Source organism: Marinovum sp. PR37, assembly GCF_028807375.1.
GTDB lineage: Bacteria > Pseudomonadota > Alphaproteobacteria > Rhodobacterales > Rhodobacteraceae > Marinovum > Marinovum algicola.
Genome location: NZ_JARAML010000030.1, coordinates 36,272 through 57,945, shown reverse-complemented (window position 1 = coordinate 57,945; position 21,674 = coordinate 36,272). Strand labels below are relative to the sequence as shown.

Sequence of the window (21,674 nt, the reverse complement as noted above, 5' to 3'; positions counted from 1 at the left end):
CTCCTAACTGCCACCGCATGACCAACACGCTTATCCTGGGGGGGCTTCGCCGAACAGATCTCCGTCATGGGGGTCTTTGTTGCGGCGCTGCTGTGCTGGATCGCGTGTTCCGCTCCCTATCACCCCGGTCGCTTTCGTGGCGAAAGAACTCGCGCATCGCAAATTGCACGCCGCGGCCCGTGGTCTCGGTCCGGCCTTCGATGCCGCCGCCGACCGGCTTGCCCGTGACACAGGCCAGCGCATTGACATCCTGGGGCCGGCTGCGGCGGTACTCGTCAGCGATCCACATCATGTTGAGTTCGGTCGTGCCCATGTCGGGCGCAGGCACGTTTGATGCGGAGCTCAGAAACTCATGCGCCAGCAGTTCCTGGGCAAACCGGCGGGTGATCTTTTCCAGCTCGACCTCACTCCATTCCGAAGGATCGATGCGCAGCGCACCTTTCGAGCCGCCGAAAGGCAGACGCATCAGTGCGCATTTATAGGTCATCAGCGCCGCCAGCGCTTCGACCTCATCCTGGTCGGCATCCTGGGCAAAGCGGATACCGCCCTTGGCGGGCCGGTTGTGGCTGGAATGGACAGAGCGCCAGCCGGTGAAGGTATGCATCCGGCCCCGTAGCCGGACACCGAAACGGGTGACATAAGTCGCGTTGCAGACCTTGATCTTCTCGGCCAGCCCTTCCGGCAGGTCGCATTGGGAGACTGCCGCATCGAACATGTCATTCACGTCTTCAAGAAAGCCTTGGCTCGCCATTTCAGGAACGTCCCATTTCCAAGTGTCACCGCGCCGCTTGATTGCGGCTGCTGGGTATCCAGGGTTCTAAACGATTAAAGCCCAAACTGAAGTCGATTGCGGCCTTATTTTCCTGAATCCTCGGTCGAATTGCCTTACTATCAAGGAAAATCTGACCGGTTCTCCCTTGATGACGAGTCGGTTCGGGAAAATCGGCGATCGTGTGCGACTGGCGAGCTGTCTGGTCGGACGACTTACCAGGGCCGGCGCGTAAAATCAGGGCCTGCCGCGCGTTCATAGGCGCGCGCAATCCGCAGCAAGTCGAGGTCTCCCCTGTGCCGCCCGATCAGTTGCAGGCCCATCGGCAAACCGGATGTGTTGAAGCCCGCCGGGATCGAAATGACCGGATGGCCTGACAGCGACCCGGGGATCACCACCTCCATCCAGCGGTGATAGGTGTCCATCCCGCGCCCGGCGATCTCCTGTGGCCAGCTCTGCTCGATCGCAAAGGGAAAGACCTGCGCGGTTGGCAAGGCCACGACGTCGTAGCGCGCGAGCAGGCGGGTCAACGCGACCTGCCAGGCTGTGCGGCTGACGTTGGCGGCGTGAATGTCGCGCCCGGTGAGCGACAGCGCGCCTTCGACTTCCCATTGCGCTTCCGGCTTCAGCATCTCGCGCTTCTCGGGGTCGTCATAAAACGCGCCGATGCTACCCGCCACACCCCAATGGCGCAGGGTCAGCCAGCAGCGCCAGAGCCGGTCGGGATCGAAGTCGGGCAATGCCGCGTCAACCTCGGCCCCCAGATCCCGGAATGTTGCGAGCGCCTGTTCGCAGAGCGGCAGGATGCCGGGCTCCATCGGCAAGTGACCATTCCAGTCGCCCATCCAGGCAATGCGCAGCCCGTTGATATCGCGGTCGAGCGGCGCGGTGAACATCGCCGGATCTTCGTCGAGCGACAGGGGCACGCGGGGATCGGCACCGGCCTGCGTGGCAAGCAGGCGGGCAAGATCGGGCACGGTGCGCGCCATGGGGCCTTCGGTCACCAGTTGCTGGCCAAAAACCTCGGGCGCCGGGCCAAAGGGGACGCGGCCGAACGACGGGCGAAACCCGTAGACATTGTTGAAGGCGGCCGGGTTGCGCAGCGACCCCATCATGTCACTGCCGTCGGCCACCGGCAGCATGCGCAGCGCCAGCGCCACGGCCGCACCGCCCGAAGAGCCCCCGGCGCAGAGGCCAGGGTCATAGGCGTTGCCGGTGGCCCCGAACACAGGGTTGTAGGAATGAGAGCCGAGGCCGAATTCCGGCACGTTGGTTTTGCCGATCACGATGGCACCGTCGCGCTTCATCCGCTCAACGACGATGGAATCGGTTTGTGGCACGTTGCCGGCCAGAAGGGGCGAGCCAAAGGTGGTGCGCAGCCCTGCCGTCATCGCAAGATCCTTGATCGCCTGCGGAATGCCATGCAGCCAGCCACGCGAAACCCCGCGCGCAAGCTCGGCGTCGCGGGCATCGGCCTCGTGCAACAGGGCGTCGCCGTCACGCAACGAGACGATGGCGTTGACCCGAGGATTGACCGCTTCGATATGACCGAGATAGGCGGTCATGACCTCGCGACACGAAATGTCGCGGGCATGAATGGCGCGCGACAGGGACATGGCATCCCAGGTGCAGGGAGTGGGCACATCATCACTGTTAAGGGACGGGCGTGTGTCTGTCATGGCGCTCTCTTCGGGTGTGGTCGGGCAGGCAAGGTACGGCGCAGCCGACACTGGTGATGCGCACCGCCCATTTCAATGATATCCGGACCGCACGAGGCGCGCGGTCCGGCAAGCAGGCTACGGCAGGAAGGTCAGCCCGCCGCCGATGATCACACCGGTCACGACAAGGACGATCAAGCAGAAGCCCATGATGTCCTTGGCCGAGAGCCCGGCAATGGCAAGGATCGGCAGCGCCCAGAACGGCTGGATCAGGTTGGTCCAGGTGTCGCCCCAGGCTACGGCCAGTGCTGCGCGGGCCGGAGAGACGCCAAGCGCCGCCGCCGCATCCAGAACGATCGGGGCCTGCACCGCCCATTGCCCGCCACCTGACGGCACGAAGATATTGACGATCCCCGCCGACAGGAAGGTAAAGAGCGGAAAGGTCTGTTCGGTCGAGATCGCCACGAAACCGCTCGACAGCGTGACCGCCAGACCGGACCCCACCATCATGCCCATGATGCCCGCATAGAAGGGAAACTGGATCACGATGCCGCCGGCCCCTTCGATGGCCTTTTTCATCGCCGCGAGGAACAGGGTCGGACGTCCGTGCAGCAAGATCCCGGCAAAGAGCAACGTGAAGTTCATGATGTTCAGGTTCAGCCCGCCATCCGCCGCAAGGAAATAATGCGCGACGTAGAGCAGCCCAAGCCCCCCGGCGAGGATCGAAATCAGGCGACTGTCATCCATGCCATTCGCCAGGGTCGTGCTGTCCGCGCCGTCGTCTTCGGTCTCGGCCAGCCGCGCGGGATCGACGGTCACGGTCTCTTCCGGCGAGGGCATGATCAGGCGGTTGACCAGCGGGATCGCCAGCAGCAGCCCGAGCAGGATGCCAAGGTTCAGGGTCGAAAACAGGGTTTCACTTGTCGGGATGATACCGATCAGCTCCTGCGCAAAATGCCCCTCGGTCGCGATCACCAGTGGGATCGACCCGGACAGGCCGCCATGCCAGATCATGAAGCCACTGTAGGCACTGGCGATGGCAAGACGGTAATCAAGCCCTTCCACCTGACGGCCCAATTCACGGGCAAAGAAAGCGCCGATCACCAGTCCGAAACCCCAGTTGATCCATGCCGCGACCAGCGAGACAAGTGTCACCAGAATGATGGCCTGCCCCGACGTGCGCGGCAGGCGCGCCAGCGCCCGCAACAGCTTGCGGAACGGCGGCGTGCTGGCCACGACGAAACCGGTCACGAGGATTAGCACCATCTGCATTGAAAACGCCAGTAGGTTCCAGAACCCCTCTCCCCAGTAGGTCATCATTGCGATGGGGCTCTGGCCTTCGACCAGCATCCCGGCGGCAAAGACCACCAGTGTCAGCATCAGCACCAGAACAAATGCGTCCGGCAGATATCTTTCGACCATGCGCACCGACGCGCGCGTTGCACCCTTGAACATGAGGTTTCTCCTCCCTCGTTGTGATGGATTGATCTCAGCTGCGCGGCAGGATCGGCATCTGTTTGGCCAGACCGAGCGCATCCTCCAAAAGATGTGCCGAGGACAAGAGATCGAAGTCGCCGCGCGGCTTGCCGATCAGTTGCAGGCCCACGGGCAGACCGTCTTTCGTCGTGCCGCAGGGGATCGAGATCGCCGGGCAGCCGGTCAGCGTGATGACGAAGGTCAGGAACATCCAGTCGATGTAGGATGTCAGCGTCTGACCGCCGATCTCGGTCGGGAACCGCTGATCGACCTTGTAGGGCGGCACGGTCACCGTCGGGCAGGCCAGCAGATCGTGGGTCTCGAAGAAGCGGGTCATTTCGTGGAAGATGCGGGCGCGGACCCGCTCGGCGCTCAGCACCTCGTCGGCGGTAATGTTCTGGCCCTTCTCGATGTTCCAGATGATCTCCGGCGCGACACGCTCGCGGTCGGTTTCCAGCAGGTCGCCGCGCAGCGTGGCCACGAGCACCGCCCGAAGCGTCTGGAAGGCGTCGATGCCGCCGCCGAGATCCGGGCAGGTCTCTTCGACCGTCGTGCCCATATCGGCAAATCCCTGTGCGCCCTTGCGGCAAATCTCGGCCACCTCGGGATCGACTAGCGACAGGCCGAGATCGGGGCTGTAGGCCACGCGCTTGGGAGGACTTGCGTTTTTCACGGCTTGGACAAAGGGTTTTTCGGGCCGCGGAATGGCCAGCGGATCGCGAGGATGCGCATGGGCCAGCGAGTCGAGCATAAGCGCACAATCGGCCACATTGCGGGCCATCGGACCTTCGACCCAGAGCGGATCGAACGGCAAAAGCCCCTTGCCACGCGGCACCCGGCCCACACTGGGGCGCAGCCCGACGATGCCGCAATAGCTGGCGGGAATGCGCAGGCTGCCGCCGAGGTCGTTGCCGGTGGCAAGCCAGGCCTCGCCCGCCGCAAGCGCGCAGGCCGAGCCGCCCGACGAGCCGCCAACAGTGCGCGTCAGATCCCAAGGGTTGCGGGTGGCGCCGAAGACCGGGTTGAAGGTATTGGCACCGGCGATCTCCGGCACGTTCGATTTCGCCATCGGGATGCCGCCGCTTTCCTCAAGCGTGACCACGGTATAGTCGGACTCTTCCACCCGGTTCTCGGCAAAGATCGGCGAGCCGTAGGTGGTGATCTGTCCGGCGACGTCGTTGTAATCCTTCACCGCGACCGGCAGACCGGCGAGCCAGCCGGGACGGCCGGCGCCCGGATGGTCCTTTTGCGCCGCAAACGCCTTGGCGGCGTCGCGCGCTTCGTCGAAGAAACGGATCGGCAGGGCATTGATCTGCGGCTCGACGGCCTCGATGCGCGCGGCGGCGGCGTCGACCAGCTCAAGCGGCGTGACCTCGCCCTTTTTCAAGAGGCCAACCACCTCGGTCGCGGTCATCTCGACCAGTTCATTGGTGCTGCTCGCTTGCGAGGCAATATCGTTTTGTTGCGAGTTCATGCGGGTTCCTCCCCCTGACTGAGTTTTCAAATTATCTGTCGGCCCGGCGCGCAAAGCGCGTCAGTTGGCCGTTTGGTAGAGATCCTTGTAGCGCGTGCGCAGCTCGGCCTTTTGCACCTTGCCCATGACGTTGCGGGGCAGTTCCTCGATACAAAGCACGCGCTTGGGCTGCTTGTAGCGTGCCAATACGCTGGAAAGCCCGTTTTGCAGGGCTGCCTCGTCGACCGCTTCGCCGGGGCGCGGGACAACGATGGCGGTCACAGCTTCGCCGAAATCGGGGTGCGGCAGGCCGATCACGGCGGATTCCGAAACTCCCGGAAGGTCGTCGATCAGCGCCTCGATTTCCTTGGGATAGACGTTGTAGCCACCGGTGATCACCAGATCCTTGTCGCGCCCGACAATGCGCAGATAGCCGTCACCGTCGATCCTCCCGAGGTCGCCGGTGATAAAGAATCCATCGGCGCGAAACTCGGACGCGGTCTTTTCCGGCATGCGCCAGTAACCCTGGAACACGTTCGGGCCGCGCACCTCGATGGCGCCGATGTCGCCCTGCGGCAGTTCGGCACCGGTCTCGCGTTCGGTTATACGGATCTCGACCCCCGGCAGCGGAAACCCGACGGCGCCGGGGCGTCGCGCACCGTCATAAGGGTTCGAGGCGATCATGCAGGTTTCGGTCATGCCGTAGCGTTCGAGGATCGCAAACCCCGTGCGTTGCTCAAAGGCGCGGTGATCCTCTTCCAGTAGCGGCGCAGAGCCGGACACAAAGAGCCGCATTCCGGCTGTGGTCACGGCGTCCAGCCGGGGCGATTTCAGCAACCGGGTGTAGAAAGTCGGCACGCCCATCAGCACCGTCGCATCCGCCATTTCCGCAATGATCTCGTCAGGATCGAAGCGGGTCAGGAAAATCATCGTGGCCCCGGCGGCCAACGCCATGTTGCAGGCCACGAACAGCCCATGGGTGTGGAAGATCGGCAGCGCATGGATCAGCCGATCCTCGCTGGTAAAGTGCCAGGCATCGAGTAGCGCGGCACAATTCGACGCCAGGTTGCCATGGGTCAGCACCGCCCCCTTGGAGCGGCCGGTCGTGCCAGAGGTATAGAGGATCGCCGCCGGATCATCAGCGCTGCGCGCCACCGGGGTTTCGATCGGTGTGGCGCGGCGGGCGCGTTCGGCAAGCGTACTTTCTCCTGCCCCGCCAAGGCTTTCGACAGTCAGCCGATCCGAGGCGCGAGCCGCGTGCTGGCTCAGGGTTTCAGGGCGGCAGACAAAGAGCGCGGGCTCGGAATCGCCGAGGAAATAGTCGATCTCAGCCCCGGTATAAGCGGTGTTGAGCGGCAGGAAGACCGCCCCCCGGTGCAACGTGGCGAGATACAGCAGCACCGCTTCAGCGCTTTTGTCCACCTGCGCCGCTACGCGGTCGCCCGGTTGAACGCCGATCTCCTCCAGCACGCCGGCAAAAGCCGTGACCTGGGCCATCGCCTCGGCAAAGGAAATGTCCGGCTCACCGGGCCGTTCGAACAGCACCGTGGCGCCGTTGGCGTCGCAATTCCGGGCAAAGAGGTCGAGAAGTGTCTTGAACATGAAGGTTTCCCTTTCCGGTCTGAAGGTCGGATCAGATGTCATTCGGCTGTCGCCTTCTGGCTGCGCAGCGCGCGTTTCAGATCTGGGCCGCAAGTGACGGTGCCATCGGTGACAAAGGCTTCGTGCTGCGCCTCGATCCGCTCGGGTTCGTAGAGATAGTTGATCATCACCCCATGCGCGCGGCTCAGCGCCCCTGCGGCGAGGTCGGCGGGCCAGTTGACCCGATGGGCCGACGCGCCATTGCCGAGATGGAAGCGCGCAACCGGGTCGACGGGCGCGCCAGAGGCGGTTTTGCCTTGGGTGAAGTAGCGCGCGGCCCAATGATGAACCTGCGGTGCAAGGCGTTGGATCGCCGCGTCGTCACTCTGCCAACCGCCTTCGGCCAGTTCTTTGGAGAGGCTCTGTGCCGCAGGATCGGTCTGTTTGGACAGCCAGCCCGAGAATTCCGGCGCGGGCGACAGCGTCACGAAATTTTTCAGCCCCGGCAACTGGCTGGACAGATCCCGCACCACCTGCTTGATCAGGAAGTTGCCGAAGGACACGCCCTTCAGTCCCGGCTGGCAATTGCTGATAGAATAGAAAACCGCAGAGTCCGCCTCGCCCTCTTCGACATCGTGCGCATCTGAGAGCAGCGGGCCGATGGCGTCGGGAATACCCCGGCACAGCGCGACTTCGACAAAGATCAGCGGCTCGTCGCCGGTGGCGGGGTGAAAGAAGCCGTAACAGCGGCGGTCGGCGGGATCGAGACGGCGGCGCAGATCGTCCCAGTCACGGATTTCATGCACCGCTTCATAGGCGACAATCTTTTCCAGAATCGCGGCAGGCGTGTTCCAGTCGATGCGACGCATCACCAGGAAACCACGATTGAACCACGACGCGAGCAGGTGCCCGAAATCGGCGTCGAGCGGCCGAAGCTCCGGGGCTTCGCGGATCAGGCCAAGCAGGTCGGCGCGCATCCGAACAAGCTGAAGCGTGCCGCCGGGCGCGAAATTCAGACGCCGCAACAGGGTCTGGCGACGCGGCTCAACCGCTCGGAACAATGCCTCGAGGTCGGCTTCGTCCTGGGTCTTGTCCCAAGCGCCGAACGCGCTTCGGATTGCCGCAGGATCTGCGCTGTAGTCGGTCAGGAGGCTGCGGAAGAAATCCGCCTGCCCTGCCCGGTCGAGCTTGCCATAGGCGTCAAGCGCGTCTCTCGCCACGGCCACCTGCAAGGCTTCGCCAGCGTGCCGCATCAATTCGGTGCAAGCATCCGCAAGGCGTTGATCGGCGGGCAGAGAGGACCGGCCTGTGCCTTCGGCCTTCACGCTGATGCGTGCGCCGATGCTGTGCAAAAGCTCGTTGAGGAAAGCGATGTTGGAGCCGGGCATGGTGAATCTCCTCTTGGTGGATGGCATCGTTATACACGAAATCGCTTCTGTTGTATATAACAAAGAATTCTGTGGATGCATGAGGTAAGATATTCTATTTTTCAAACCAGTTCACAACGGAGGCCCCCATCCATGAGCAACGTGTCGAACACGCTCCGCATTCGCGAATCTCTTGAAAACGCGATTGTTGACGGCCGATACGTGCCGGGCACCAAGCTCGATCCGATACAGCTGGCCGAAGAATTCGGATGTTCCCGCACGCCGATCCGCGAAGCCTTGCAGCAGCTCGAAGCCTCGGGCCTCGTGCGGATTCACGCAAAGCGCGGCACATTCGTATCGGAATGGAACGTCGAAGAGCTGGCCGAACGCTTCGAGGTGATGGCAGAACTCGAGTCCACCTGCGCAAGACTGGCCGCCCGCCGCATCACGAACGAGGAACTGGCCGAATTGGTGTCACTGCATGAAAGATGCCGCCGGATGGCGGAGGACGAACGGTACGACGATTACTATGCCGAGAACTCGGCTTTTCACGCCTGTATTTACACCGCCACGCACAATAGCTTTCTCGCACAAGAGGCGCTGCGACTGCACGCCATGTTGCAACCCTATCGCCGCATCCAGCTTCGGGTCCGCAATCGGATGAAGCGCTCCTACAACGAACATGAGGCGGTGGTGTGCGCGATCCGAAATGGTGATGACAGCGCGGCATCAGAGGCGATGCGGGCGCATGTTCTGATCCAGGGCGACCGGTTCCACGATCTCGTCGCGGCTCTCAGAACCGAACCCTCCGTGCAACAGGCGATCGAGTGATACCGATAGTCCGTCTGCCTGCTTTTGCGCCGCCGGGTGGCTGATTTTTCCGCCGCCGTTGATTTCGTTGAGCTTCTCACCTCACAAATCAGCGGCCGCGCATTCCAGAGCAGAATGTTCCCCGGCTCACGCCGCCTTGGTGCCGCGACGACGGCGCATCGCCTTGGCGATGGGCCAGGCAATCACCAAGAGCGTCGCAAGAGCCAGCGCCGCGGAAATCGGGCGGGTCAAGAGTTCTGTTGCGTCACCGCGGCTGATCAGCAGGGCGCGGCGGACGCTCTGTTCGGCCATGGGGCCGAGGATCATCCCGAGGATGATCGGTGCCAGCGGCACGTTCACCTTCTCCAGGAAATACCCCGCGAGGCCGGCGGCGAGCATCACCCAGAGGTCGACCGGGCGGCCATTGATGACGTAGACGCCGACGCACATCAGGATCAGGATCGAAGGCACCAGGAGCACGCCGGGCAGGCGCTGGAACTGGGCGAAGACGCGTGTGGCGACGGCGCCTCCGAGGGCGAAGATCAACACCGAGGTGAGCAGCATCTCCATCATGAAGCCGCCCACCAGGACCGGATTCTGGTGGAAGAGCTGCGGGCCGGGTTGCAGCCCGTGGATGGTCAGCGCGCTGAGCACCAGCGCCGCGACCACGTTGCCGGGGATGCCAAGCGACAGCGCCGGGATCATCGAGGCGGCATTGTCGGCATTGTTGCCGCATTCCGCCGCCGCCACGCCCTGCGGATTGCCCTTGCCGAAGCTCGACGGGTCATCCGAGGCATTCTTGGCCGCATTGTAACTGAGGAAGGCCGCGATATTGCCGCCCGCGCCGGGCAGGATGCCGACGCCGATGCCGATGCCGGATGCACGGATCCAGGTCGGGATCAGCCCGCGCACCTCGCCGGGCTTGAAGGGCACATTGGTCAGCTTGAGTTGCGCCGCCGACAGCCCCTTGAGATCGGTCTTTTCGGCCAGTTGCAGCACGGGTGGTAGTGCGTAGAGCCCCACCAGCACCACGATCAGGTCGAGCCCGCCCAGAAGCCAGGTCTGGCCAAACGTGAACCGCGCCTGCCCCGAGAGGTTGTCGATCCCCAAGGTGCCGATCAAGAGCCCCAGCACCGCGGCCATGATGCCCTTGACCGGGTCGGAGCCGACCATGACGCCGACCGAGGCCATGCCGAAGATCGCGATCCAAAAGTACTCGGCAGGACCGAAGAACAGCGTCACGCGTGCCAGAAGCGGTCCGACGGTCATCAGGGCGATGGCGCTGGCGATGCCGCCCACGGCCGACGACCAGCTGGCGATCTTCAGGGCCTTGGCGGCTTCGCCCTTGTCGGCCATCGGGAAGCCGTCGAAGGTGGTGGCGATCGAGGCGGGCGTGCCGGGAATGCGCAGCAGGATCGCCGGGATCGCGCCGCCATACATCGATCCGTTGTAGATGCCCGCCACCATGGCGAGCGCCACCAGCGGGTCCATCGAATAGGTCAGCGGCAGCAGAAGCGCGATGGCCATCACCGGGTTCAGCCCCGGCAGCGCGCCGATGAAGACACCCAGCAGCGTGGCGCCGATCATCGCCGTCAGCGGCCCGAAGGACAGGACGTGGGCAAGCGCGTTGGTATAGAATTCCATATCAGGCTCCGGCGGCGAAGAGGGACAAAAGAGCCTCGCGCGGCAGCGGCTTTTCCAACAGCACCGAGAAGACGAGGTAGATCAGCACCATGAAAACCAGCGCCACGATCAGCGCATAGACCAGCTGGCGGAAGCCCAGCGCCATGGGCAGCGCCAGCATCAGCAGGAAAGAGGCGGTGTAGAAACCCAAGGGCACAACCAGCGCCACATAGATCGTCGCGATCACCGCGGCGATGATCATCTGGGCGGGCGCGTCGATCAGCGCCCGCGCCTCGGTTTTGCCGGAGCGGACGGCCTTGACCGTCACTGCCCCGCCAAGAAGCGCCAGGATCAGGCCCAGCACCATCGGGTAGGTCCCGCTGGCCCCGGAGTATTCGGTGGCCATCCAGGCCGCGGTGATGCCGAGGCCGGCAAAGAGCAGCCCGAGCACGATATCCTGACGCTTCTCCATGGCTCAGAGCCCGAGGTTCTTGGAGACTTCGGCCAGCGCGTCGTATTCACCTTGAAGCCGCGCGCCCAGCTCTTCGCCCTTGACCACGTTGGGCACTTCGCCCTTGGTGGCAAGGAATTCGACGTAACTGGGATCGTTGACCGCCGCGTCGATCACCTCGGCCAGCTTGTCGACGATGGCCTGATCAAGACCCTTTGGCCCGAGAATGGCCCGCCACAGCAGGGTTTCCTTGTCGCCCAGCCCCAGCGCCTCCAGTCCCGAAGCGCCCGGAAGGGCCGGCACGTCGGCGGCAGAGGTCACAATCGGGCACTTGGCCTCGCCGTTCTCGACATAAGGCAGAACGGTCGAGATCGAGCCGCCGTAGATGTCGACGTGACCGCCGAGGAAGTTCTGAAGCGTCTCGCCCGCACCGCCGAAGGGGATGGCGATGGCCTCGATCCCTCTGGCCTGGAAAATCCGCTCTGCCGCCAGCTGCATGGTGCCGCCGATGCCGTCATTGCCATAGGTGTACTTGCCCGGGTTGGCCTCAAGCTCGGCGAGGAATTCCGCGCCGGTGGTGGCCGGGAAATCGGTCTTGACGCAGAGCGTATAGGCGGTCTCCGAGGTCGAGGCGATGGGGGTGAAGCTGTCGAGCCCATAGGCCACGTTCTGCACCTGCGGCACAGTGGTCAACGGGCTGTTCCAGGTGGCGAAGAGCGCATAGCCGTCCGGCTTGGCCTGCATGAACTGCGAGGCACCGACCGAGCCGCCGCCGCCGCCCACGTTGAGGATAGCGATGGAGGTGCCGAGCTTTTCCTCCAAGAGGATCGCCAGCCTGCGAGCGCTGGTGTCGGTGCCGCCGCCGGCACCGGCCGGGATGGTCAGCTCGATGGCGCGCTCGGGGTATTCCGCCAGCGCCGGGGCGGCCAGCGCCGCGGCCGCCGTCAGGCCGAGCAGGATTGTCTTGGTCTTCATGGTCTCTCTCCCATTTGAATTGAAGCTGTCAGTTGATTTCGCTGCGATAGCGAAAGCCCTCGGCGCTGCCGCTGGCGATGCGCCATTCGACGGGCTTGTCCTCGACATCGAAGGCGGTGCGGCGAATGACCGCCAGCGGATCGCCCGTCTTGATGCGCAATTTCTGCGCCACGACGTCGGAGGCGCACCCGAACGACACTTCGTCTGTTGCGCGCTTCACCAGCACACCGAAATGTTCGAAATACGTGGGGTACAGCAGCGGGCCAAACGCGGTGTCCGGAAGTTCCTCGAACCCGGCGAAGCGTGCGCGGGGAATGTAGATTTCCTCGAACAGCACCGGCTGATCGGACAGGCTGCGCAGGCGCACGATCTTGATCACCTCGCCAGTGCCAAGCGCCTCGGCCGCTTCGGCCGGAGCCTCGGCAAGGCTGCGCAGGATCATCTGGCTCTGCGGGATCGACAGCGGCGCGCCCTCACTGCCGCGCATCGGGAAGAAACGGAACAGCGTGGCGTTGAAGGACGGCGCGCGCATGAAGGTGCCCGACCCCTGCCGCCGTTCCAGCAGGCCCTCGGTGACCAGCCCGTCGACCGCCTTGCGCACCGTGCCCACGGAGACGTCGAATTCCCGCGCCAGCCGCGCCTCGGAGGGGATCGGCTGGTCCGGCGTCCAGTCACCCGCGGCAATGCGCGCCGTCAGAGTGTCGCGAAGCCGGGCATAGGCCGGCAGCCGTGCATCAGTCGTGGCGAATCCAGTGCTCATCGTCGTCCTCCCGGCAAAGCTTCTAAACCATGTTGACCCATCCAGTCAACTAGTCATATATATGAATTGTCTCGGGAGGGCCCTCATGATCCAGTTCGACTGTCATGCACATGTCTATGAAACCGTCACCGCAATCGACGGCGCGCGGTACATGCCCGCCCGGCCTGCCCCTTTGGCCGATTGGTTGGCCCATCAGGAGCGGCACGGATTACAGGGTGGCGTGATCGTTCAGGTCAGCTTTCTCGGCACCGACAACTCCGAGATGTGTGCAGCGCTCGCCGGGCTGGATCGCGCGCGTTTTGCCGGCGTCGGGGTGGTGTCTTTGGATGTGAACGACGACGACCTCGACCGCCTTGTCCGCGCCGGAATGCGCGGCGTGCGATGGAACCTGGTGCGCGGGGCACCCGTGCCGGACTTTGACGCCATATCGACCAAGCGTTTTCTGGCCAGGCTGCGCGACCGCGACCTGCACCTCGAGATTCATCTGGAAGGCCCGCGCCTCGCTCCGCTCCTGCCGGTTCTCACCGATCAAGGCATAAACCTGGTCGTCGACCATTTCGGCCTGCCGTGCGATCCGGAACCGGGCACCGACCCGATGATCCGGGCGGTCGCCGATCTCCCCGACCGCAGCGCCCTCCATTTCAAGTTCGCCGCGCATTACCGCACCACCTTCGACATCACCCCCCATGCCAGCGAACTTCTGTCCCTGCTGCCCGACAATCACGTTGTCTGGGGTAGCGACTGGCCACATACCCAGCACGAGGACCGTACCGGCTATTCCGGCGTCTGGAGCCTGAGCAAGCAGTGGCGCCGCTTGTCGGATGGAGCCGCGGCACGAAGGCTGTACAACATCGGCTGAACGCGAAATCGGATCGGCAAACACCTCGGCCCCGCCCGTCACATTCGCGCGCAAGACAGAAAGGTTAGGGGCCCATAGCAACGACCGTCGCAAGCCGCACCAGGGGACGCCGCCGGGTGACACGCAAGTTGACTTCGGCCATTGCGATCATCCAATTCCTACTCCGGTTGCCGCGTTGCGGCCCGTCAAACTTGCCGTTCGTGGGTTTTGCAGCATTCTCTGAAACTGAACGGCAGAAGCGCGGGGCTTTTCCGCCATCCGCAGCTGCTGCGAAACATCGGTTGTGGCCGCGGGACAAACCGATCCTCGCGGTGCCGATACCCGCGAGGATCAGACGTCGTCATGATATAGACGGCATCCTCATTGGCCCGGCGGCGCGGGCATGACCTCGCGCAGCGCATCGGCCGAGATGCCAAGCTGTTTGGCGGCGGCGTCGAAATCGGGCGGGCCGTCGCCCAGGGCCTCGGTCAGCGCGACCTCGCTGACGCCCAGTCGCTCGGCCACGACCGAGAAATCGGGGCGACCGCCGCGCGCGGCGATTTCGACCTCGCCGAGATAGAAATCGACCGAATAGGGGGCTTCGTCCGCCGTCAGAAGGTAGTGATAGATGCCATCGGGAACTCGGGCGTCACGCCCATATGGCCGCCGCATTCGTCCAGATCGGCATTGGTCACGGTCGCGCCGCCTTCGCCCCTGTTTGCATAGACGGGAAAGCCGTCCTGAAGGACGCCGATCATGAAGGAATGTTCGCCGTCGACGTCAATCTCGTCGGAAAGGCAGGTCGGGATGCCGTGGTAATGGTAGGTCGTGCCGTCGCCTAGCGGATGGCCGTTGCATTCGTCCACGAAAGCCGCGTGATCGTGGACAACGTTGTCGTTCAGCGCCACGACCTGACGTTCGCGATCCTCGTAATCGTTGAAGATGCGCGCCCCGTCGACGGCGACGCCGATCTGCCCCAGGTCTGTCAGGGTCGGGGTCTCGACGTAGACGGGGCCGGTTGTGATCGTGGTGTCGATCGGGGTTTCCTGTATCTCGTCGCCTGCATCAAACTGCCGGCCAGCAAGCGACGAGGTGCGGTACGATCTTGACGGCAGCTCATATCAAGGAAGCAGGGGCGCAAAACAAAGGGTCGTGCACAGGCGAAATTTGGAAGCCTGGTTTCTCAGCTTCCTCTAATTCCGCTCAATTGAGCCCCGCTTCCAGCCAGACCGGTGGCGTGGCGTTGGTTCGGCCCGTCTCCGCGGCCTCGGCACATTGCGCGGGCGCGCCGAAACGCACGGCTTGTCTGGACAGGGGCCCGGTCTGTGTCAACTGAGCGTCCAGTCTCATGCGCCGTCCACTCCGAGGCCCGGTTGTTCGAGATATGTCACCTTCATGAAGTCAGCGATCCGATCTTCGAACACGCGGGTGTGGTTGTGGGCCAGCCGGTCGGCCTCGGCCTCGTCTTGCGCCGCGATTGCAGAGACCATCAGGTGATGTTCGGGGCTGAGCGGGAATTCGGAGCCGCTCTTTCGCACATGGGCAAAGTGAAAGTGCAGGATGCGGCGGCCTTCGTCGAGCATCCGTTCGTAGCTTTGCGCGAGGTAGCGGTTGCCGCCGGCGTTGGCGATGGACATGTGAAAAACCTTGTTGGCCTCGGACAGCGCCAGCGCCTGGCCTGTGGGGCAGAGCGCATCGTAATCATGGGCCGCCCGCGACATTGCGGCGATATCAGCTTCGGTCCGGTGCCGAGCGGCCAGCCGCGTGGTGGCGCGTTGCAGGTAATCCACTGCCTCTACAAAGCGGGGCAGAGTGGCGATATCCAGCGGCGCGACGATAGTGGAGCGGTTGGGCAGCATCTGCACCAGCCCGACCGCCGAGAGCCGGATAAGCGCCTCACGGATCGGCGAGCGCGACATGCCGAACCGGGCGGCAAGCGCGGTCTCGTCCAGCGCCGTGCCGGGAGCGAGCTTGAGTTCTAGAATTTCGTCGCGCAGCGCGTCCAGCACATGCCTGGAGCCGCCTCCGCGTTTACGGGCCATCCTGGGTGCGCTGGCTGGTTCGGCGTTTCGCATCGCATTCGTCCAATTTTTTGAGCAGATGGCCCAGTATTCACAAAGATTATGGCCTCGTCAGGAACGGGCCCGACTCAAGTTTATTGACATGTCGACTTCGTGTCGACTAGCTTTCGGTTAACTCTTGTCGACAAACTGTCGGCACAATCAAGCCAACCAAAAGGGAGACCTTCCAATGAAATTTCTTCTGACAGCAGCCGCCGCGCTGGGCCTGATGGCGGGGGCGGCCTCGGCGCAGAGCCGGCTGGAGACCGTGCAGGAACGCGGCAAACTTCTTTGCAGCGGTCACAACGGCAGTTATCTGGGCTTTGCCGAAGTCGACGATCAAGGCAACTGGGAGGGTCTCGACATCGACCTGTGCCGGGGCTTGGCGGCGTCGCTCTTCGGCAAGGCCGAGGGCCATCTGGACATCGTACCGATCTCTTGGGCACAACGTTGGCCCGCGCTGCAATCGGGCGATATCGACGTGATCATCAAGCTCTCGGGCTGGTCGCAAAGCCGCGACACCGAGCTGAACCTGGCTTTTTCCAACCCCTATTTCGTGGCCGGTTTCCACGTCATGACCAATGCCGACCTGGGCGTTGAATCCGTGGCCGGCCTCGACGGCGGCTCGATCTGCGTCTCGGCGGGCACCACCACTGAGCGCTTCCTGGCGGCCTATGTCGAGAAACTGGGCATCGACGTCGAGATTATCGTCTTCGAATCCGGCGACGAGGTGCGAACCGCCTATTTCAATGGCCGCTGCGATGGGTTGACCCTGCTGGCGCCGCCGCTGGCCGCTGCCCGGGCGACCTCGGAAAACCCCGAGGCGCATGTGATCCTGCCCGACGTGATCGCGCTGGAGCCGGAAGGCATCATCGTGCCCGAGGGCGATCCGAAATGGCTGGACGTGATGAACTGGATGTTGTCGTCGCTCTGGTTCGCCGAGCTGAACGGCATCACCAGCGAGAACGTGGACGAGATCAAGGCCAACCCGCCCTCGGCACAGATTGGCAAGTTTCTCGGCGTGACGCCGGGCTATGGTTCGCGGCTGGGGCTGTCGGATGACTGGGCCTACAACCTGATCACGGAAGTTGGCAACTACGCCGAGATCTATGACCGCAACATCGGCGTGCCCTATGCGTTGCCGCGCGCGAAGAACAACCTCTACACCAATGGCGGCCTGTTCTACCCGCTGATGGTCGACTGATACCGTCGCGCCGGCGTCCGGGCTTCGGCCCGGGCGTCGGACCCTTCCGCGTCAACGGAGCCTCTCCATGATCTCGCTTCTCAGACAGAAATCCCTTCGCGATACCGCGTCTCAGGTGGGCTTCATCGGCGTGCTGATCTTGCTGGTGGTCACCTTCGCGCTGACCGCAAAGACCAATCTGGACGCGCAGGGCATGACCTCGGGTTTCGGCTTCCTGGAGCGCGCCACGGGATGGGGCGTCAGCTTTTCACTGATCCCATTCGACACCAACGACACCTACGCCCGGGTGATCCTCGTCGGGCTGCTGAACTCACTGTTTCTCGGCGCGATTTCTTTGACGCTGGCGACCGTGATCGGCATCGGCATCGGCATCATGCGGGTGTCGGGCAACAAGATGGCCGAGCTGATTGGGACTGTCTATGTCGAGATCTTCCGCAACCTGCCACTGCTCTTGCAGGCCTTCTTCTGGTACGCGGTGCTTACCACGCTGCCCCGACCCCGAGATGCGCTGGACCTTGGCGGGGTGGCGTTTCTCAACGGACGCGGCGCCTACCTGCCTGGCCTGAATGTCACAGGCTTTTCGGTCTTTCTCGCGGCGATAGCGCTGGCGGTCACTGTTGGTCTCTGGTTCTGGCTCCGGTCGGCGCGGCGCTTTGCCCGGATGGCGCCGCACATCAAGAAGGCGTGGTCTCGCGGCCTCTGGCTGGGCTGGGCGGCGCTGGCCGTGGCCCTGTTGTGGGCCGGCCGCATCCCCGAAACGCCGCTTTTGAACATACCCACCCTCAAGGGCCTGAACTTCCGCGGAGGCATCCGCGTCTCGCCCGAGCTTCTGACCTGCATCATCGCCATCTCGGTCTATGGCGGTGCCTATATCGGCGAGATCGTGCGCGCGGGCTTCAACGCCGTGGGCAAGGGCCAGAGCGAGGCCGGCCACGCGCTGGGCCTGAGCACCTGGCAGACCTTCACCCGCATCCGTCTGCCACTGGCGATCCGTGCTGTCATGCCGATGCTGATCAACCAGTACGTCTGGCTGTTCAAATCCACAACCATCGGCATCGCCGTGGGCTTCGTGGATTTCTTCATGGTGATCTCGACCTCGATCAACCAGTCGGGCCAGACGCTTGAACTGATTGCCATCCTGATGGGCGGGTTTCTTGTCATCAACTATTCCATGGCCTGGGTGCTCAATCGCGTGAACGACGCGATCAAGCTCAAGGGCACGCAGCTGAGGACCTGAGCGATGGACGCGACCTTGCCAAGACAGACCCGTCTGCGCGCGCTGCGCACCGACTACTTCTCGACCCGCCTCGATACGCTCGTCACGCTCGGCTTCGGCCTGCTGGCGGCCTGGGTGCTGTGGTCGCTCTTTGACTGGGGCGTGCTGCACGCGGTCTGGAGCGCCGAGAATCGCGAGGCCTGCGGCCACGGAGCCGAGGGCGCCTGCTGGGCCGTGATCGATGCGCGTTGGCGGCTGATCTTATTCGGGCTCTACCCGTTCGAAGAACAATGGCGTTCCGCCCTGGCCTGCGCGGTGATCGTGCTGACCGGCGGGGCCTCTTGCGCGCCATGGTTCTGGACGGCGCGGCGGTTGGCAGCTCTGTGGGTGGCAGGGTTCGTGACCTTTTACGTTCTGATGCGTGGCGGGGTCTTCGGGCTGACCGAAGTGTCCGAGCAGAACTGGGGCGGGCTGTCGCTGACCATCTTCATCTTTGCCAGCGTGACGCTGCTGGGGATGCCGCTGGCCATCGTCTTTGCGCTTCTCCGCCGGTCGCAACTGCCGTGGATCGCGCGCACAATGGGCGTAATCATCGACGCCATCCGCTCGCTCCCGCTTCTGTCGATCATGTTCACCTTTGCCATCGTGCTGCCGTTCGTGCTGCCCGGCTGGATGATCGGCGACAAGCTGCACCGGGTGATCGCGGGCTACGCGCTGTTCTTTGCCTGCTACCAGGCCGAGATCATCCGCGGCGGCATCCAGTCGCTGCCCGGCGGCCAGGAAGAGGCAGCACAGGCGCTGGGCCTGGGCTACTGGCACCGGATCGGACATATCATCCTGCCGCAGGCGTTCCGCAATGCGCTGCCCGCGACGATCAACCAGCTGGTGATCACCTTCAAGGAAACCTCGCTGGTTGTCATCATAGGCTTTTTCGAGATCCTCGCCTCGGGCAATGCCGCCTATGGCAACTCGGAATGGAATTTCGCCCATGTCGAAGTCTACGCCTTTGTCGGGCTGATCTACTTCGTCTTCGTCTTCGCGCTGTCCCGCTACGGCGCCTACCTTGAACGCCGCATGGCCGTGGCCGAGCGCTAGGAGTTTATCCCATGCCCACTTCGCAAACCGCCGTCCAGATCAGCAGGATGGACAAATGGTACGGCACCTTCCACGCCCTCAAGGGCATCGACCTGACGGTGGCCAAGGGCGAAAAGATCGTCGTCTGCGGCCCTTCGGGCTCGGGCAAGTCGACGCTGATCCGCTGTATCAACCGGCTCGAGGAGCATCAGGCGGGGTCGATCAACGTGCTGGGCACCGAACTGGACGACAACCTCGACAATATCGACGAAATCCGCCGCGAGACCGGCATGGTGTTCCAGCATTTCAACCTGTTTCCGCACATGACGATCCTGGAAAACTGCATCCTCGCGCCCAAATTGGTGCGCAAGCAGTCCCGCGCCGAGGCGGAAGAGGTGGCGATGGAATATCTCACCCGCGTCAAGATCCCCGAGCAGGCCGACAAGTATCCCGGCCAGCTCTCCGGTGGCCAGCAACAGCGGGTGGCGATTGCCCGCGCGCTCTGTATGAAGCCCGAGATCATGCTGTTCGACGAACCCACCTCGGCGCTGGACCCGGAGATGATCTCCGAGGTGCTCGATGTCATGGTGGGCCTCGCACAGGACGGGATGACGATGATCTGCGTCACTCACGAGATGGGCTTTGCCCGCCAGGTCGCCGACCGGGTGATCTTCATGGCCGACGGCGAGATCGTCGAAGAGGCCGCCCCCGAAACCTTCTTCACCACTCCGAAACACGAACGCACACAGGCCTTTCTCGGCCAGATACTGGGACACTGACATGACGACGATTGATCTCGACAAGAAGACCACCCACGACGCAGAGCACGATCCGCGCAACGACAATATCCTGATCTACGTCAACGGCGAGCTGAAGCCCAAGGCCGAGGCGGTGGTCTCGGTCTATGACGCCGGTTTCATGCTGGGCGACGGCATGTGGGAGGGCATGCGGCTCTACAACGGCAAATGGGCCTTCTTCGACGAGCACATGGACCGGATGTTCAATTCGCTCAAAGCGGTCTCCATCGACCTCGAGATCGGGCCGGACGACATCCTCGAGATCCTCAACAAGACCGCCGAGGCCAATGGCATGAACACCGACGCGCATTGCCGCCTGATGGTGACTCGCGGCCGCAAGGCCAAGCCGTTCCAGCACCCGGGTCTCAGCCGCTGGGGCGCCACCATCGTCGCGATCATCGAGCATTCGAAGCCGGTGGACCGGCTGCAATCCAAGGGCATCCGCCTGGCCACCGTGCCGCAGGTCCGCGGTTTGCCGATGAGCCAGGACGCGAAGTTCAACAGCCATTCCAAATTGAATTGCGTGATCGCCTGCATCCAGGCGGAACAGGCCGGCGCCGACGAAGGGCTGATGCTTGATCCGCATGGTTTCGTGAACACCACCAACGCCTGCAACTTTTTCATTGTGCGCCGCGGCGAGGTCTGGACCTCGACCGGCGATTACTGCATGAACGGCGTCACCCGGCAGAAGGTGATCGACCTGTGCCGCGACAATGGCATCCCGGTCTTCGAGAAGAACTATTCGCTGTTTGAAGCCTACGGCGCCGAAGAGGCCTTCCTGACGGGCACCTTCGGCGCCCAGACCCCCGTGGCAGAGATCGACGGCAAAGCCATTGGCACCGGCGACCGACCCATTACCAGGCGCATCCGGGAACTTTACAAGGAGCTCGTGGCGCGGAACACCGCCGCATGAACCTGTAGGCGATCAACAAACGCGGCCTTGTCATGATCGGCTCCGACTTATTGAACCTGGCGCTGCTTGCGGGCTGGTTCGCCGCCGGTGTCAGGCGCGAGGCAGTGACAATGAGCGACCCCGCCGCAGGCGCCGGCGGTTCTGGTCATAGACGTCAAGCCGCCGGCGCCGGATCAGCTCATGCCGTCGCTGGCGGAGTATGGCGCCGGCGAGCCCATCATTGTCACTGTCGCGACCGACGCGCCGGTCGGCTATTGCAAGGGGTATTTGGGCGCCGGGATACCGATCGTACGCAACATGCCAAACCTGCCCGCCTCGGTCAGCCACGCGGCGACGGCAATAGTGGCGCAACCGGGGCCAAGGAATTCGTTGGCGCCCGCAAGAAAACGCAGTTGATCGACAATCTGGGCTACCTGCCGGAGATGCGGCGCGGCGACACCTTGCTCGGCAGGCGCCACGACAAATGACGGTGTGTCGCAGGACACAGCCTTCAAAAACTTGCCGAAGTCATGTGAGGATACCGGGACACTTGGCCCTTTCCGGCCGGGTGTCCCCGAAGGGAGAGACCGAAGGACTGCGCGCCCTCCCCGTCACCCAAATGACCAGCGGCCTGCGCCAAGGACCCTCCACCGCCTTCCCGCCCTGAAAG

General features: G+C 63.5%; 21 protein-coding genes. 8 read left to right on the top strand and 13 right to left on the bottom strand.

The features are described from left to right. Positions 1 to 64: 64 nt before the first annotated feature. The 6 genes from PVW49_RS20335 to PVW49_RS20310 form a co-directional block, all read right to left on the bottom strand. A complete protein-coding gene (locus PVW49_RS20335; RefSeq protein WP_338020405.1) occupies positions 65 to 715 on the bottom strand; it encodes a Glu/Leu/Phe/Val family dehydrogenase in 651 nt (216 codons plus the stop codon). Between the two features lie 269 nt (positions 716 to 984). Further along, positions 985 to 2,448, bottom strand: coding sequence for an amidase (locus PVW49_RS20330; protein ID WP_274591415.1), 1,464 nt, complete (start codon positions 2,446 to 2,448; stop codon positions 985 to 987). Between the two features lie 117 nt (positions 2,449 to 2,565). Further along, complete coding sequence (locus PVW49_RS20325) at positions 2,566 to 3,882, bottom strand: short-chain fatty acid transporter (protein WP_274591414.1); 1,317 nt, start codon at positions 3,880 to 3,882, stop codon at positions 2,566 to 2,568. 34 nt (positions 3,883 to 3,916) lie between these two features. Then, positions 3,917 to 5,377, bottom strand: a complete 1,461-nt coding sequence (locus tag PVW49_RS20320; protein WP_274591413.1) for an amidase — start codon at positions 5,375 to 5,377, stop codon at positions 3,917 to 3,919. A gap of 60 nt (positions 5,378 to 5,437) precedes the next feature. Continuing rightward, entirely contained in the window at positions 5,438 to 6,958 is a 1,521-nt protein-coding gene (locus PVW49_RS20315) for a malonate--CoA ligase (RefSeq protein ID WP_274591412.1), read from the bottom strand. 38 nt (positions 6,959 to 6,996) lie between these two features. Continuing rightward, positions 6,997 to 8,406: a malonyl-CoA decarboxylase gene (locus PVW49_RS20310; RefSeq protein ID WP_274591411.1), complete on the bottom strand. Its 1,410-nt coding sequence runs from the start codon at positions 8,404 to 8,406 to the stop codon at positions 6,997 to 6,999. Between the two features lie 51 nt (positions 8,407 to 8,457). Between PVW49_RS20310 and PVW49_RS20305 the strand changes: the two genes are divergently transcribed. Beyond that, positions 8,458 to 9,135, top strand: coding sequence for a GntR family transcriptional regulator (locus PVW49_RS20305; RefSeq protein ID WP_048534444.1), 678 nt, complete (start codon positions 8,458 to 8,460; stop codon positions 9,133 to 9,135). Between the two features lie 126 nt (positions 9,136 to 9,261). Here the strand turns inward: PVW49_RS20305 and PVW49_RS20300 are convergent, their stop codons facing one another. Genes PVW49_RS20300 through PVW49_RS20285 form a run of 4 tightly spaced genes read right to left on the bottom strand, consistent with a single transcriptional unit; the run spans position 9,262 to position 12,923 of the window. Further along, positions 9,262 to 10,758, bottom strand: a complete 1,497-nt coding sequence (locus PVW49_RS20300; RefSeq protein ID WP_048534445.1) for a tripartite tricarboxylate transporter permease — start codon at positions 10,756 to 10,758, stop codon at positions 9,262 to 9,264. A 1-nt stretch (position 10,759) separates the two neighbouring features. Then, the gene (locus tag PVW49_RS20295) at positions 10,760 to 11,209 is read right to left on the bottom strand and encodes a tripartite tricarboxylate transporter TctB family protein (protein WP_048534447.1); all 450 of its coding nucleotides are present in this window, start codon (positions 11,207 to 11,209) and stop codon (positions 10,760 to 10,762) included. A 3-nt stretch (positions 11,210 to 11,212) separates the two neighbouring features. Next, positions 11,213 to 12,163 carry a tripartite tricarboxylate transporter substrate binding protein gene (locus tag PVW49_RS20290; RefSeq protein ID WP_274591410.1) on the bottom strand — a complete coding sequence of 317 codons (951 nt, stop codon included), beginning with the start codon at positions 12,161 to 12,163 and terminating at the stop codon, positions 11,213 to 11,215. A gap of 28 nt (positions 12,164 to 12,191) precedes the next feature. After that, complete coding sequence (locus tag PVW49_RS20285) at positions 12,192 to 12,923, bottom strand: GntR family transcriptional regulator (RefSeq protein ID WP_274591409.1); 732 nt, start codon at positions 12,921 to 12,923, stop codon at positions 12,192 to 12,194. A gap of 85 nt (positions 12,924 to 13,008) precedes the next feature. Here PVW49_RS20285 and PVW49_RS20280 point away from each other — a divergent pair, with 85 nt between their 5' ends. Then, positions 13,009 to 13,782, top strand: coding sequence for an amidohydrolase family protein (locus PVW49_RS20280; protein ID WP_274591408.1), 774 nt, complete (start codon positions 13,009 to 13,011; stop codon positions 13,780 to 13,782). Between the two features lie 360 nt (positions 13,783 to 14,142). Here PVW49_RS20280 and PVW49_RS20275 read toward each other — a convergent pair whose 3' ends face one another. The 3 genes from PVW49_RS20275 to PVW49_RS20265 all read right to left on the bottom strand — a co-directional run bounded on the left by PVW49_RS20275 (position 14,143) and on the right by PVW49_RS20265 (position 15,803). Then, the gene (locus PVW49_RS20275; protein ID WP_274591407.1) at positions 14,143 to 14,433 is read right to left on the bottom strand and encodes a hypothetical protein; all 291 of its coding nucleotides are present in this window, start codon (positions 14,431 to 14,433) and stop codon (positions 14,143 to 14,145) included. After that, positions 14,373 to 14,732: a YHYH protein gene (locus PVW49_RS20270; RefSeq protein ID WP_274591423.1), complete on the bottom strand. Its 360-nt coding sequence runs from the start codon at positions 14,730 to 14,732 to the stop codon at positions 14,373 to 14,375. The genes PVW49_RS20275 and PVW49_RS20270 overlap by 61 nt, the downstream gene beginning before the upstream one ends. Before the next feature lie 375 nt (positions 14,733 to 15,107). Continuing rightward, positions 15,108 to 15,803: a GntR family transcriptional regulator gene (locus PVW49_RS20265; RefSeq protein WP_274591406.1), complete on the bottom strand. Its 696-nt coding sequence runs from the start codon at positions 15,801 to 15,803 to the stop codon at positions 15,108 to 15,110. 208 nt (positions 15,804 to 16,011) lie between these two features. Here PVW49_RS20265 and PVW49_RS20260 point away from each other — a divergent pair, with 208 nt between their 5' ends. From PVW49_RS20260 to PVW49_RS20235, 6 genes are all read left to right on the top strand, one after another. After that, the gene (locus tag PVW49_RS20260) at positions 16,012 to 17,025 is read left to right on the top strand and encodes a transporter substrate-binding domain-containing protein (RefSeq protein ID WP_048534456.1); all 1,014 of its coding nucleotides are present in this window, start codon (positions 16,012 to 16,014) and stop codon (positions 17,023 to 17,025) included. Positions 17,026 to 17,092: 67 nt separating this feature from the next. Then, positions 17,093 to 18,262 (top strand): amino acid ABC transporter permease, encoded by a 1,170-nt coding sequence (locus tag PVW49_RS20255; RefSeq protein WP_274591405.1) that lies wholly within the window; start codon positions 17,093 to 17,095, stop codon positions 18,260 to 18,262. A gap of 3 nt (positions 18,263 to 18,265) precedes the next feature. Next, on the top strand, positions 18,266 to 19,336 hold the full coding sequence (locus PVW49_RS20250; RefSeq protein WP_085851828.1) for an amino acid ABC transporter permease: 1,071 nt from the start codon (positions 18,266 to 18,268) through the stop codon (positions 19,334 to 19,336). Positions 19,337 to 19,347: 11 nt separating this feature from the next. Further along, the gene (locus PVW49_RS20245) at positions 19,348 to 20,094 is read left to right on the top strand and encodes an amino acid ABC transporter ATP-binding protein (RefSeq protein ID WP_274591404.1); all 747 of its coding nucleotides are present in this window, start codon (positions 19,348 to 19,350) and stop codon (positions 20,092 to 20,094) included. Between the two features lies 1 nt (position 20,095). Further along, entirely contained in the window at positions 20,096 to 21,025 is a 930-nt protein-coding gene (locus PVW49_RS20240; RefSeq protein ID WP_074837592.1) for an aminotransferase class IV, read from the top strand. A 32-nt stretch (positions 21,026 to 21,057) separates the two neighbouring features. After that, positions 21,058 to 21,492 (top strand): hypothetical protein, encoded by a 435-nt coding sequence (locus PVW49_RS20235; protein ID WP_274591403.1) that lies wholly within the window; start codon positions 21,058 to 21,060, stop codon positions 21,490 to 21,492. The last annotated feature ends 182 nt before the right edge of the window (positions 21,493 to 21,674 follow it).